The following is a 13,625-nucleotide window of genomic DNA, read 5'->3' as shown; positions in this document are numbered from 1 at the left end:
GTGACGCGAATCGAGAGCGGGGCTGCCTAGCCTGCTCTCTGCTCCGCCAGGAGGAAAGGCCTTGAAAGACCTACTGAATTTGCTGAAAAACCAGGGTCAAGTCGAAGAGTTCGATGCCATTCGCATCGGTCTTGCTTCGCCTGAGATGATCCGTTCGTGGTCGTTCGGTGAAGTTAAAAAGCCGGAAACCATCAACTACCGTACGTTCAAACCTGAGCGTGACGGCCTGTTCTGCGCCAAGATCTTTGGCCCGGTAAAGGATTACGAGTGCCTGTGCGGTAAGTACAAGCGCTTGAAGCATCGCGGCGTGATCTGCGAGAAGTGCGGCGTTGAAGTTGCACTGGCCAAGGTTCGTCGTGAGCGCATGGCGCACATCGAACTGGCTTCGCCGGTTGCCCACATCTGGTTCCTGAAGTCGCTGCCGAGCCGTATCGGTTTGCTGATGGACATGACCCTGCGCGATATCGAACGCGTGCTCTACTTCGAGAGCTATGTCGTTATCGACCCGGGCATGACCACCCTTGAAAAAGGCCAGCTGCTGAACGACGAGCAGTACTTCGAAGCCCTCGAAGAGTTCGGTGATGACTTCGGCGCCCGTATGGGTGCTGAAGCCGTTCGCGAACTGCTGCACGCGATCGACCTGGAGCACGAGATTGGCCGTCTGCGCGAAGAAATTCCGCAAACCAACTCGGAAACCAAGATCAAGAAGCTGTCCAAGCGTCTGAAGCTGATGGAAGCCTTCCTCGGCTCGGGCAACCTGCCTGAGTGGATGGTGTTGACCGTTCTGCCGGTTCTGCCGCCAGATCTGCGTCCGCTGGTTCCGCTCGACGGTGGCCGTTTCGCGACTTCGGATCTCAACGATCTGTATCGCCGCGTGATCAACCGTAACAACCGCTTGAAGCGCCTGCTCGATCTGTCCGCACCGGACATCATCGTGCGCAACGAAAAGCGCATGCTGCAGGAAGCGGTCGACGCCTTGCTCGACAACGGTCGTCGCGGTCGCGCCATCACTGGCTCGAACAAGCGTCCGCTGAAATCCTTGGCTGACATGATCAAGGGTAAGCAAGGTCGTTTCCGTCAGAACTTGCTCGGTAAGCGCGTGGACTACTCCGGTCGTTCCGTAATTACCGTGGGCCCGACTCTGCGTCTGCACCAGTGCGGTCTGCCGAAGAAGATGGCGCTCGAGCTGTTCAAGCCGTTCATTTTCGGCAAGCTGGAAATGCGTGGTCTGGCGACCACCATCAAGGCTGCGAAGAAGATGGTCGAGCGCGAGCTGCCAGAGGTTTGGGACGTTCTCGCTGAAGTGATTCGCGAACACCCCGTGCTGCTCAACCGTGCACCAACCCTTCACCGTCTGGGCATCCAGGCGTTTGAACCGGTTCTGATCGAAGGTAAAGCGATTCAGCTGCACCCGCTGGTCTGCGCCGCGTACAACGCCGACTTCGACGGTGACCAGATGGCCGTGCACGTACCGCTGACGCTGGAAGCCCAGCTGGAAGCGCGCGCACTGATGATGTCGACCAACAACATCCTGTCGCCTGCCAACGGTGAGCCAATCATCGTTCCTTCGCAGGACGTGGTACTGGGTCTGTATTACATGACCCGCGAAGCGATCAACGCCAAGGGCGAAGGCCGCGTATTCGCTGACCTGCAGGAAGTTGACCGGGTTTTCCGTGGTGGCGAAGCCTCGCTGCATGCTCGCGTAAAAGTGCGCATCAACGAAGTGATCAAAGACCGCGACGGCACCATCACCAAGAACACCCGTATCGTCGACACCACTGTCGGCCGTGCGCTGCTGTTCCAGATCGTACCGGACGGCCTGTCGTATGACGTGGTCAACCAGTCGATGAAGAAGAAGGCGATCTCCAAGCTGATCAACCAGTGCTACCGCACCGTTGGCTTGAAAGACACCGTGATCTTCGCTGACCAGCTGATGTATACCGGTTTCGCTTATTCGACCATCTCTGGTGTGTCGATCGGTGTGAACGACTTCGTTATCCCGGATGAGAAGGCGCGCATCATTGACGCCGCCACCGAGGAAGTTAAAGAGATCGAATCGCAGTACGCCTCCGGCCTGGTAACCCAGGGCGAGAAGTACAACAAGGTGATCGACCTCTGGTCCAAGGCTAACGATGAAGTGTCCAAAGCGATGATGGCCAACCTCTCGAAAGAGAAAGTGGTTGATCGCGAAGGCAAGACCGTTGAGCAAGAGTCGTTCAACTCGATGTACATGATGGCCGACTCCGGTGCGCGGGGTTCTGCTGCGCAGATCCGTCAGCTCGCTGGTATGCGTGGTCTGATGGCCAAGCCAGACGGTTCGATCATCGAAACGCCGATCACCGCGAACTTCCGCGAAGGTCTGTCGGTTCTGCAGTACTTCATCTCGACGCACGGTGCTCGTAAGGGTCTTGCGGATACCGCGTTGAAAACAGCTAACTCCGGTTACCTGACTCGTCGTCTGGTAGACGTAGCGCAAGATCTGGTGGTTACCGCGATCGATTGCGGCACCGGGCACGGCCTGCTGATGACGCCGCACATTGAAGGCGGTGACGTGGTTGAGCCGCTGGGTGAGCGTGTACTGGGTCGTGTAATCGCCCGTGACGTGTTTAAGCCGGGCACCGAGGACGTCATCGTTCCAGCCGGTACCCTGGTGGACGAGCAGTGGGTTGAATTCATCGAACTGAACAGTATCGATGAGGTGATCGTGCGTTCGCCGATCACTTGTGAAACCCGCTATGGCATCTGCGCCAAGTGCTACGGTCGCGACCTGGCGCGTGGTCACCAGATCAACATTGGTGAAGCGGTCGGGGTTATTGCTGCCCAGTCGATCGGTGAGCCGGGTACCCAGCTGACCATGCGTACGTTCCACATCGGTGGTGCGGCCAGCCGGACCTCCGCTGCCGACAGCGTACAGGTGAAGAATGGCGGTGCGGTACGCCTGCACAACCTGAAGCACGTTGAGCGTCTCGACGGCAATCTGATCGCGGTATCGCGTTCCGGTGAGCTGGCGATTGCTGACGAGTTCGGTCGTGAGCGCGAGCGCTACAAGCTGCCGTACGGTGCCGTGATTTCCGTGAAGGAAGGCGACAAGGTCGACGCTGGCGCAATCGTCGCCAAGTGGGACCCGCACACCCACCCGATCGTTACCGAAATGAAAGGTACCGTGACCTACGTGGGCATGGAAGAAGGCATCACCATCAAACGTCAGACGGACGAATTGACCGGTTTGACCAACATCGAAGTCCTCGATCCGAAAGATCGTCCGGCTGCCGGCAAGGACATCCGTCCTGCAGTGAAGATGGTTGGTGAAGATGGCAAGGATCTGCTGCTGCCAGGTACCGACGTGCCGGCTCAGTACTTCCTGCCGGCCAACGCCTTGGTAGGTGTGGCGAACGGTGCGCAGGTTGCGGTCGGTGATGTTATCGCCCGTATTCCTCAGGAAACCTCGAAGACCCGTGACATCACCGGTGGTCTGCCGCGCGTTGCCGATTTGTTCGAAGCGCGTCGTCCGAAAGAAGCCTCGATTCTGGCTGAAATCAGCGGCACCATCGCGTTCGGTAAAGAGACCAAGGGCAAGCGCCGTCTGGTCATTACCCCGAACGACGGTGGCGATCCGTACGAAGAGCTGATTCCGAAGTGGCGTCACCTGAACGTGTTCGAAGGTGAACAGGTCAACAAGGGTGAAGTTATCTCCGACGGTCCGAGCGACCCGCACGATATCCTGCGTTTGCTGGGTGTCAGCGCGCTGGCCAAGTACATCGTCAACGAGATCCAGGACGTGTACCGCCTGCAGGGCGTGAAGATCAACGACAAGCACATTGAAACCATCCTGCGCCAGATGCTGCGCAAGGTTGAGGTGGCTGAGTCGGGTGATTCCTCCTTCATCAAGGGCGACCAGATGGAGTTGACTGCGGTACTGGGTGAGAACGAGCGTCTGGCTGCAGAAGACAAGTTCGTCGCCAAGTACACCCGCGTTCTGCTGGGTATCACTAAGGCGTCGTTGTCCACCGAGTCGTTTATCTCGGCGGCTTCTTTCCAGGAAACCACTCGCGTTCTTACCGAGGCGGCGGTTACTGGCAAGCGCGACTACTTGCGCGGTCTGAAAGAAAACGTGGTTGTGGGTCGTCTGATCCCAGCCGGTACCGGTCTGGCATATCACAGCGAGCGCAAGCGCAAGCGTGATGCGGCCCAGCCAGTACGTGTCAGCGCCAGTGAAGTGGAAGCCGCACTGACCGAAGCGCTGAACTCCAGCAGCAATTAAGTTCAAAGCCCCGCTAGCTTGCTAGCGGGGCTTTGTCTTGACTGGGGCCGTGAGTCTCTTTAGACTCATGCACCCCTAAATTTGGCAGGGCATGTGCTCTGCCATTTTGTTTGTAGGGCAATAGCGTCGCAAGACAACAGTGGAGCTTAAGATGGCAACTATCAACCAGCTGGTACGTCAGCCGCGTAAGCGTATCGTCGAGAAATCCGACGTGCCTGCGCTGCAGAACTGCCCGCAGCGTCGTGGTGTGTGCACTCGCGTGTATACCACTACGCCGAAAAAACCTAACTCGGCACTGCGTAAAGTATGCCGTGTACGCCTGACCAACGGTTTCGAGGTTTCCTCGTACATCGGCGGTGAAGGCCACAACCTGCAAGAGCACAGCGTCGTTCTGATTCGTGGCGGCCGTGTAAAAGACTTGCCAGGTGTGCGTTGCCACACCGTGCGCGGTTCGCTGGATACCTCTGGCGTTAAAGACCGTAAGCAGGGTCGTTCGAAGTACGGTACCAAGCGTCCAAAGTAATCGGCGTCTGAAGTGCCCGGTGCGTGCACCGAATTACAGTTTTTTATTTATCTGAGTCGATAAGAGTAAGGTCGGGCATCCATCTAGCGATGCAGTCCCGGGCTAACCTGAAGACCGTTTGAGGGCTTATCAAATGCCAAGACGTCGTGTAGCAGCCAAGCGCGAAGTGCTTGACGATCCAAAATACGGAAGCCAAATCCTGGCCAAGTTCATGAACCACGTGATGGAAAGCGGCAAGAAAGCCGTTGCCGAGCGTATCGTTTATGGCGCCCTGGACAAGGTTAAAGAGCGTAAGAACAGCGATCCCCTGGAAATCTTCGAGAAAGCTCTCGACGCCATCGCTCCGCTGGTCGAAGTGAAGTCGCGCCGTGTAGGCGGTGCTACTTACCAGGTTCCGGTCGAAGTTCGTCCGTCCCGCCGTAACGCTCTTGCCATGCGCTGGCTGGTAGATTTCGCCCGTAAGCGTGGCGAAAAGTCTATGGCTCTGCGTTTGGCTGGCGAATTGCTGGATGCCGCTGAAGGCAAAGGTGCTGCAGTTAAGAAGCGTGAAGACGTGCACCGTATGGCTGAAGCCAACAAGGCTTTCTCGCACTACCGCTTCTAACTTATCGCGCTTCTAAATTTGCGAGGGCTTTATGGCTCGTACTACACCGATTAACCGTTACCGTAACATCGGTATCGTGGCTCACGTGGACGCGGGTAAAACCACGACCACCGAGCGTGTGCTTTTCTATACCGGTAAAAGCCACAAGATGGGCGAGGTGCATGACGGCGCCGCGACCACAGACTGGATGGTGCAGGAGCAGGAGCGTGGTATTACCATCACTTCCGCTGCCATTACCGCCTTCTGGAAAGGTTCCGAGAAGCAGTACAAAGACGAGCACCGCTTCAACGTCATCGATACCCCCGGCCACGTTGACTTCACTATTGAAGTAGAGCGTTCGCTGCGCGTACTCGACGGCGCTGTTGTTGTGTTCTGTGGTACCTCGGGCGTTGAGCCTCAGTCGGAAACCGTATGGCGTCAGGCCAACAAGTACGGTGTTCCGCGTCTTGTTTACGTCAACAAGATGGACCGTGCCGGTGCTGACTTCCTGCGCGTGATCGGTCAGATCAAGCAGCGTCTGGGTCACACTCCGGTGCCGATTCAGTTGGCTATCGGTGCTGAAGACAACTTCCAGGGTCAGATCGATCTGATCAACATGCAAGCTGTCTATTGGAGCGATGCTGACAAAGGCATGGTCCCTGTTCGCAAGGACATTCCAGCTGAATTGCTGGAAGAGGCCGAGAAGTGGCGCGGCAACATGGTTGAGGCTGCGGCCGAAGCCAGCGAAGAACTGATGAACAAGTACCTTGAAGGTGAAGAGCTCACCAATGAGGAAATCAAGGCTGCTCTGCGCCAGCGTACTATCGCGGGTGAGATCGTCTTGGCTGTTTGTGGTTCCTCCTTCAAGAACAAGGGTGTTCCCCTGGTTCTCGACGCCGTTATCGACTTCCTGCCTGCACCAACCGACATTCCTGCTATCAAGGGTACCAACCCGGATAACGAGGAAGAGGAAATGGAGCGTCATGCGGACGACAGCGAGCCGTTCTCGGCTCTGGCGTTCAAGATCGCTACCGACCCATTCGTGGGTACCTTGACCTTCGTTCGCGTTTACTCGGGCGTGTTGGCCTCCGGTGACGGCGTGATCAACTCGGTTAAAGGCAAAAAAGAGCGCGTGGGTCGTATGGTGCAAATGCACGCAAACGCCCGCGAAGAAATCAAGGAGGTACGCGCTGGTGACATCGCGGCCTTGATCGGCATGAAGGACGTCACCACTGGTGAGACTCTGTGCAGCGCTGACAAGCCAATCATCCTGGTTCGCATGGACTTCCCGGAGCCGGTTATTTCGGTTGCCGTAGAGCCTAAGACCAAGGACGACCAGGAAAAAATGGGCATCGCTCTGGGCAAGCTTGCTCAGGAAGATCCATCTTTCCGCGTTAAAACTGATGAAGAGACTGGTCAGACGATCATCTCCGGTATGGGCGAGTTGCACCTGGACATCCTGGTCGACCGCATGCGCCGCGAGTTCAACGTTGAAGCCAACATCGGTAAGCCTCAGGTTTCCTATCGTGAACGCATCACGAAGAACTGTGAAATCGAAGGCAAGTTCGTGCGTCAGTCCGGTGGTCGTGGTCAGTTCGGTCACTGCTGGGTTCGCTTTGCGCCTGCTGACGAAGGTCAGGAAGGTCTGCAGTTCGTGAACGAAGTGGTGGGTGGTGTGATTCCGAAGGAATACATCCCGGCTATCCAGAAGGGTATCGAAGAGCAGATGAAGAGCGGCGTTGTTGCCGGTTATCCGCTGATCGGCCTGAAGGCTACCGTGTTCGATGGTTCCTACCACGACGTCGACTCTAACGAGATGGCGTTCAAAGTGGCTGCTTCCATGGCGACCAAGCAACTGGCCCAGAAGGGTGGTGGTGAGTTGCTCGAGCCGATCATGGCGGTAGAGGTTGTTACCCCAGAAGACTACATGGGTGATGTGATGGGCGACCTTAACCGTCGTCGTGGCATGATCCTGGGTATGGAAGACACTATCTCCGGCAAGGTGATTCGTGCTGAAGTTCCGCTGGGTGAGATGTTCGGTTATGCGACCGACGTCCGTTCCATGTCTCAGGGGCGCGCAAGCTACTCCATGGAATTCAAAAAATACAATACGGCTCCGTCGCACATCGTCGAGTCGGTAACCAAAAAACAAGGCTGATTCAGCCCCTTTAAGCTAGGAGTTAATTGTCGTGGCTAAAGAAAAATTTGAACGTAACAAGCCGCACGTCAACGTTGGCACTATCGGTCACGTTGACCACGGTAAAACCACTCTGACCGCTGCTCTGACCCGCGTCTGCTCCGAAGTATTCGGTTCGGCCAAGGTTGACTTCGACAAGATCGACAGTGCCCCAGAAGAAAAAGCTCGCGGTATCACCATCAACACCGCTCACGTTGAATACGATTCGTCCGTGCGTCACTACGCACACGTTGACTGCCCAGGTCACGCGGACTACGTAAAAAACATGATCACCGGTGCTGCGCAGATGGATGGCGCTATCCTGGTTTGCTCGGCCGCTGATGGTCCGATGCCGCAAACTCGTGAGCACATCCTGCTGTCCCGTCAGGTAGGTGTTCCGTACATCGTCGTGTTCCTGAACAAGGCCGACATGGTTGACGACGCTGAGCTGCTGGAGCTGGTTGAAATGGAAGTGCGCGACCTGCTCAGCACTTACGATTTCCCAGGTGACGACACTCCGATCATCATCGGTTCCGCTCTGATGGCTCTGAACGGCCAAGACGACAACGAAATGGGCACCAGTGCTGTTAAGAAGCTGGTTGAAACTCTGGACAGCTACATCCCAGAGCCAGTTCGTGCAATCGACAAGCCGTTCCTGATGCCAATCGAAGACGTGTTCTCGATCTCCGGTCGTGGCACCGTGGTAACTGGCCGTATCGAGCGCGGTATCGTCAAGATCCAGGAAGAAATCGAGATCGTTGGTCTGCGTGACACCACCAAGACTACCTGTACTGGTGTTGAAATGTTCCGCAAGCTGCTCGACGAAGGTCGTGCTGGCGAGAACTGCGGCGTTCTGCTGCGCGGCACCAAGCGTGACGACGTAGAGCGTGGTCAGGTTCTGGTCAAGCCAGGTTCGGTTAAGCCGCACACCACCTTCACTGCAGAAGTGTATGTGTTGAGCAAAGAAGAAGGCGGTCGTCACACTCCGTTCTTCAAGGGCTACCGTCCTCAGTTCTACTTCCGTACTACTGACGTAACTGGTAACTGCGAGCTGCCGGAAGGCGTTGAGATGGTAATGCCAGGTGACAACATTCAGATGACTGTCACTCTGATCAAGACCATCGCAATGGAAGAAGGTCTGCGTTTCGCCATTCGTGAAGGCGGTCGTACCGTCGGCGCCGGCGTCGTAGCCAAAATCATCGCGTAAGTGATGATTTGAGAAAAGCCCCCGCTTGCGGGGGCTTTTTTATTGGGTTGACACCTGCTAGGGGCGTCTATAGAATCACGCCTCCTTTTAACGGGCGTATTGCGTCCGTTGGGAATAGCAGCTTGGAATCTGAGGTCAAAATGCAAAACCAACAAATCCGTATTCGGTTGAAGGCTTTTGACCATCGCCTGATCGATCAATCAACCCAGGAAATCGTGGAAACCGCGAAGCGTACTGGTGCTCAGGTGCGTGGTCCTATTCCTCTGCCTACCCGCAAAGAGCGGTTCACCGTGCTGACCTCGCCACACGTCAATAAAGACGCGCGTGATCAGTTCGAGATCCGTACTCATAAGCGTGTTCTGGACATCGTCCAGCCAACGGATAAAACCGTTGACGCGCTGATGAAGCTTGATCTTGCGGCTGGTGTGGAAGTGCAGATCAGCCTCGGCTAAGACCGTTTAGGTTTTAGTCGTGTAACGCTCTGAAATGGGCGGCCATAGCGGGTGAAAGCCCCGTACACTCATGAGGTTACAACATGACTATTGGTGTAGTCGGTCGTAAGTGCGGTATGACCCGCATTTTCACCGAAGAAGGTGTCTCCGTTCCGGTCACGGTCATTGAGGTCGAGCCGAATCGCGTCACTCAATTCAAAACTGAAGAGTCCGATGGTTATCGTGCAGTGCAAGTCACTGTCGGTGAGCGTCGTGCTTCGCGTGTCAGCAAGGCGCAAGCCGGTCACTTCGCTAAGGCGAATGTCGCGGCAGGTCGCACTGTAATGGAATTCCGTCTTGAAGAAGGCGAGTACCAAGCAGGTGATCTGATCAACGCTGAAATATTCCAAGCTGGTCAACTGGTGGATGTCACCGGTCAGTCCAAAGGTAAAGGCTTTGCCGGTACCATCAAGCGTTGGAACTTTCGCGGCCAAGACAACACTCACGGTAACTCCGTGTCCCACCGTGTTCCGGGTTCGATTGGCCAGTGCCAGACTCCGGGTCGCGTATTCAAGGGCAAAAAAATGTCCGGTCATATGGGCGCTGAGCGCGTGACCGTGCAGTCCCTGGAAGTAGTGCGGGTTGACGCTGAACGCAATCTGTTGCTGGTCAAGGGTGCTGTTCCTGGCGCTACTGGCGGCAACCTGGTTGTACGTCCAGCGGCCAAGGCTCGCGGTTAAGGGGAAGCTGACATGCAATTAAATGTAAATGGCGCTCAAGCAATCGAAGTATCCGAAGCCACTTTTGGCGGCGCATACAACGAGACCCTGGTTCACCAAGCAGTTGTGGCCTACATGGCCGGCGGCCGTCAGGGCAGCAAACAGCAGAAGACTCGTTCCGACGTATCCGGTGGCGGTAAGCGCCCGTGGCGTCAGAAGGGTACCGGTCGTGCCCGTGCAGGTACCAGTCGTGGTCCGATCTGGCGTGGCGGTGGTGTGACCTTCGCGGCTCGTCCGCAGAATCACGATCAAAAGCTGAACAAGAAGATGTATCGCGCGGCCATCCGCTCGATTCTTGCTGAGCTGGTTCGTACTGATCGTCTGATCGTCGTCGAAGACTTCAGTGTTGAAGCTCCGAAGACCAAAGAACTGTTGGGCAAGTTGGATGGCATGGGTCTGACCGATGTGCTGATCGTGTCCGATGCTATTGATGAGAATCTGTACCTGGCTGCGCGTAACCTGCCACACGTTGATGTTCGTGACGTGCAAGGTTCCGATCCGGTCAGTCTGATCGCGTACGAAAAGGTGCTGGTCACCGTTTCTGCCGTGAAGAAATTCGAGGAGCTGCTGGGATGAACCAGGAACGCGTATTTAAAGTGCTGCTGGGCCCGCACATCTCCGAGAAGGCCACGGTTCTCGCTGACAAGAAAAGTCAGTTCGTTTTCAAGGTTGCAACCGATGCAACCAAGCTGGAAATCAAGAAGGCTGTCGAAAGCCTGTTCGGCGTGAATGTTGCTGCTGTGAATACCGTGAATGTTCTCGGTAAGACCAAGCGCAACGCTCGCGGTCTGGGCAAGCGTAACGACTGGAAGAAAGCGATCATTTCGCTTCAGCCAGGCCAAGATCTCGATTTCGCCAGCAGTGCTGAGTAAGGAAGGGGTGCATCATGGCAATCGTTAAATGCAAGCCGACTTCCGCTGGCCGCCGTTTTGTGGTCAAGGTGGTCAATCAGGAGCTGCATAAAGGCGCTCCTTACGCTCCGCTGCTTGAGAAAAAGTCGAAGACTGGCGGTCGTAACAACAATGGTCGTATCACCACCCGTCATATTGGTGGTGGCCATAAGCAGCATTACCGTCTGGTCGATTTCCGTCGCAACGACAAAGATGGCATTCCAGCCACTGTCGAGCGTATTGAATACGATCCGAACCGTACCGCACACATCGCTCTGCTGATGTATGCAGACGGCGAGCGTCGCTACATCATCGCCCCTAAAGGCGTGAGTGCTGGCGATCAGCTGGTAGCTGGCATCATGGCTCCGATCAAGCCGGGCAATAGTCTGCAACTACGCAACATTCCAGTTGGTAGCACTGTTCACGGTATCGAACTGAAGCCGGGCAAAGGTGCTCAGATCGCTCGTTCCGCTGGTGCTTCGGCTCAGCTGATTGCGCGTGAAGGCGTCTACGTGACCCTGCGTCTGCGTTCCGGTGAAATGCGTAAAGTCCTGGCTGAGTGCCGTGCGACCCTGGGTGAAGTCTCGAACTCCGAGCACAGCCTGCGTTCGCTGGGTAAAGCTGGTGCCAGACGCTGGCGTGGCGTTCGCCCAACCGTTCGTGGTGTTGCCATGAACCCGGTTGACCACCCACACGGTGGTGGTGAAGGTCGTACCTCTGGTGGTCGTCATCCGGTGTCTCCATGGGGCTTCCCGACGAAGGGCGCGAAGACTCGTGGTAACAAACGCACCGACAACATGATCGTCCGTCGTCGCAAGTAAATAGAGGGATACGACAGTGCCACGTTCTCTGAAAAAAGGTCCTTTTATTGATCTTCACCTACTGAAGAAGATCGAAGTGGCGGTGGAAAAGAACGATCGCAAGCCGGTGAAAACCTGGTCGCGTCGTTCGATGATCCTGCCACAAATGGTCGGTCTGACCATCGCTGTACACAACGGTCGTCAACATGTCCCAGTTCTCGTGAACGAAGACATGGTCGGTCACAAACTGGGCGAATTTGCCGGCACTCGTACCTATCGTGGGCACGTGGCTGACAAGAAAGCCAAGCGTTAAGGGGTAAGGAAATGGAAGTAGCCGCTAAGTTGTCGGGCGCTCGCATCTCCGCCCAGAAAGCCCGCTTGGTCGCCGACCAGATCCGCGGGAAGAAGGTGGGCGAAGCGCTCAACCTTCTGGCTTTCAGCAGTAAGAAAGCCGCCGAGATCATCAAGAAAGTGCTGGAGTCGGCTGTAGCCAACGCCGAGCACAACGAAGGCGCAGACGTTGATGGCTTGAAGGTCAGCACCGTTTTCGTCAACGAAGGGCGTTCGCTGAAGCGCATCATGCCGCGTGCCAAAGGCCGCGCTGATCGCATCGTCAAGCGGTCTTGCCATATCACTGTCAAGGTTGCGGACAAGTAACGGAGTCGATCAGATGGGTCAGAAAGTACATCCCATTGGCATTCGCCTGGGAATCGTCAAGGAGCACACCTCCGTCTGGTACGCCAGCGGTCGGACTTATGCGGACTATTTGTTCGCTGATCTGAAGGTGCGTGAGTATCTCCAAGACAAACTAAAAAGCGCGTCCGTAAGCCGTATCGACATTGCTCGTCCGGCTCAAACTGCACGTATCACCATCCACACCGCTCGTCCCGGTATCGTTATCGGTAAGAAAGGTGAAGATGTTGAGAAACTGCGTCAGGACCTGACCAAGCAAATGGGTGTGCCTGTGCACATCAATATCGAAGAGATCCGCAAGCCGGAGCTCGACGGTATGCTGGTTGCGCAGAGCGTAGCTCAGCAGCTGGAGCGTCGTGTGATGTTCCGTCGCGCTATGAAGCGCGCTGTACAGAACGCCATGCGTATTGGTGCCAAGGGCATCAAAATCCAAGTGAGCGGTCGTCTCGGTGGTGCTGAAATTGCACGTACCGAATGGTATCGCGAAGGTCGTGTGCCGTTGCACACCCTGCGTGCCGATATCGACTATGCCACGTACGAAGCGCACACCACCTACGGTGTGATCGGTGTCAAGGTTTGGATCTTCAAAGGCGAAGTAATCGGTGGCCTTAAAGAAGAACTGAAACCTCAAGCGCCTGCGCCTCGTAAAAAAGCTGCTAAGTAAGGAGTACGCAAAATGTTGCAACCAAAGCGTACGAAGTTCCGTAAGCAGATGACCGGCCACAACCGTGGTCTGGCTCAGCGCGGTAGCAAAGTCAGCTTCGGCGAGTTTGCGCTGAAGTCTGTTGCCCGTGGTCGTCTCACCGCCCGTCAGATTGAGTCCGCTCGTCGTGCTCTGACTCGTCACGTTAAGCGTGGCGGGAAAATCTGGATTCGCGTTTTCCCGGACAAGCCGATCTCCAAGAAGCCTCTTGAGGTGCGGATGGGTAAAGGGAAGGGTAGCGTTGAATATTGGGTAGCCCAGATCCAGCCAGGCAAAGTCCTGTATGAGATCGAAGGCGTTTCCGAAGAGTTGGCGCGTGAGGCTTTTGCCCTGGCTGCTGCAAAGCTGCCGCTCGCCACCACTTTTGTTAAGCGGACGGTGATGTGATGAAGGCGAATGAACTTCGTGAAAAATCAGCACGGCAGCTGAACGAGCAACTGCTCGGCCTGCTGCGCGACCAGTTCAATCTGCGTATGCAGAAAGCAACTGGCCAGTTGGGGCAGTCTCACCTGCTCTCGCAAGTTAAGCGCGACATCGCTCGTGTGAAAACTGTGCTCAACCAGCAGGCAGGTAAGTGAT

At 55.9% G+C, this 13,625-nt stretch carries 15 protein-coding genes; all 15 read left to right on the top strand.

The window, feature by feature from the left end:
- Window positions 1-61 precede the first annotated feature (61 nt).
- Window positions 62-4,261, top strand: coding sequence for a DNA-directed RNA polymerase subunit beta' (rpoC, locus tag BLW24_RS04800; RefSeq protein ID WP_090377387.1), 4,200 nt, complete (start codon window positions 62-64; stop codon window positions 4,259-4,261).
- 151 nt (window positions 4,262-4,412) lie between these two features.
- The gene (rpsL, locus tag BLW24_RS04795) at window positions 4,413-4,784 is read left to right on the top strand and encodes a 30S ribosomal protein S12 (RefSeq protein WP_090377384.1); all 372 of its coding nucleotides are present in this window, start codon (window positions 4,413-4,415) and stop codon (window positions 4,782-4,784) included.
- A 133-nt stretch (window positions 4,785-4,917) separates the two neighbouring features.
- Window positions 4,918-5,388, top strand: coding sequence for a 30S ribosomal protein S7 (gene rpsG, locus BLW24_RS04790; protein ID WP_010490886.1), 471 nt, complete (start codon window positions 4,918-4,920; stop codon window positions 5,386-5,388).
- Between the two features lie 31 nt (window positions 5,389-5,419).
- Window positions 5,420-7,525, top strand: coding sequence for an elongation factor G (gene fusA / locus BLW24_RS04785; RefSeq protein WP_090377382.1), 2,106 nt, complete (start codon window positions 5,420-5,422; stop codon window positions 7,523-7,525).
- Between the two features lie 31 nt (window positions 7,526-7,556).
- Window positions 7,557-8,750 (top strand): elongation factor Tu, encoded by a 1,194-nt coding sequence (gene tuf / locus BLW24_RS04780; RefSeq protein ID WP_090377379.1) that lies wholly within the window; start codon window positions 7,557-7,559, stop codon window positions 8,748-8,750.
- Between the two features lie 140 nt (window positions 8,751-8,890).
- A complete protein-coding gene (gene rpsJ / locus BLW24_RS04775; protein WP_010486970.1) occupies window positions 8,891-9,202 on the top strand; it encodes a 30S ribosomal protein S10 in 312 nt (103 codons plus the stop codon).
- Window positions 9,203-9,285: 83 nt separating this feature from the next.
- Complete coding sequence (gene rplC, locus BLW24_RS04770; protein WP_090377376.1) at window positions 9,286-9,921, top strand: 50S ribosomal protein L3; 636 nt, start codon at window positions 9,286-9,288, stop codon at window positions 9,919-9,921.
- Between the two features lie 12 nt (window positions 9,922-9,933).
- Window positions 9,934-10,536 carry a 50S ribosomal protein L4 gene (rplD, locus tag BLW24_RS04765; protein ID WP_090377373.1) on the top strand — a complete coding sequence of 201 codons (603 nt, stop codon included), beginning with the start codon at window positions 9,934-9,936 and terminating at the stop codon, window positions 10,534-10,536.
- On the top strand, window positions 10,533-10,832 hold the full coding sequence (gene rplW, locus BLW24_RS04760; protein WP_090377370.1) for a 50S ribosomal protein L23: 300 nt from the start codon (window positions 10,533-10,535) through the stop codon (window positions 10,830-10,832). Before rplD ends, rplW begins: the two co-directional genes overlap by 4 nt.
- 14 nt (window positions 10,833-10,846) lie before the next feature.
- Complete coding sequence (gene rplB, locus BLW24_RS04755) at window positions 10,847-11,671, top strand: 50S ribosomal protein L2 (RefSeq protein ID WP_090377367.1); 825 nt, start codon at window positions 10,847-10,849, stop codon at window positions 11,669-11,671.
- A gap of 16 nt (window positions 11,672-11,687) precedes the next feature.
- A complete protein-coding gene (gene rpsS, locus BLW24_RS04750) occupies window positions 11,688-11,963 on the top strand; it encodes a 30S ribosomal protein S19 (protein WP_010486981.1) in 276 nt (91 codons plus the stop codon).
- An 11-nt stretch (window positions 11,964-11,974) separates the two neighbouring features.
- On the top strand, window positions 11,975-12,307 hold the full coding sequence (gene rplV / locus BLW24_RS04745; protein WP_090377364.1) for a 50S ribosomal protein L22: 333 nt from the start codon (window positions 11,975-11,977) through the stop codon (window positions 12,305-12,307).
- A gap of 13 nt (window positions 12,308-12,320) precedes the next feature.
- Window positions 12,321-13,007: a 30S ribosomal protein S3 gene (rpsC, locus tag BLW24_RS04740; RefSeq protein WP_069519907.1), complete on the top strand. Its 687-nt coding sequence runs from the start codon at window positions 12,321-12,323 to the stop codon at window positions 13,005-13,007.
- A 12-nt stretch (window positions 13,008-13,019) separates the two neighbouring features.
- Window positions 13,020-13,433 (top strand): 50S ribosomal protein L16, encoded by a 414-nt coding sequence (gene rplP, locus BLW24_RS04735; protein WP_090255798.1) that lies wholly within the window; start codon window positions 13,020-13,022, stop codon window positions 13,431-13,433.
- On the top strand, window positions 13,433-13,624 hold the full coding sequence (gene rpmC, locus BLW24_RS04730; protein WP_090377361.1) for a 50S ribosomal protein L29: 192 nt from the start codon (window positions 13,433-13,435) through the stop codon (window positions 13,622-13,624). Before rplP ends, rpmC begins: the two co-directional genes overlap by 1 nt.
- Window position 13,625 lies beyond the last annotated feature (1 nt).

The organism is Pseudomonas anguilliseptica, assembly GCF_900105355.1.
In the GTDB taxonomy this organism is placed as follows: domain Bacteria; phylum Pseudomonadota; class Gammaproteobacteria; order Pseudomonadales; family Pseudomonadaceae; genus Aquipseudomonas; species Aquipseudomonas anguilliseptica.
This window is presented reverse-complemented; position numbering and strand designations above follow the sequence as displayed.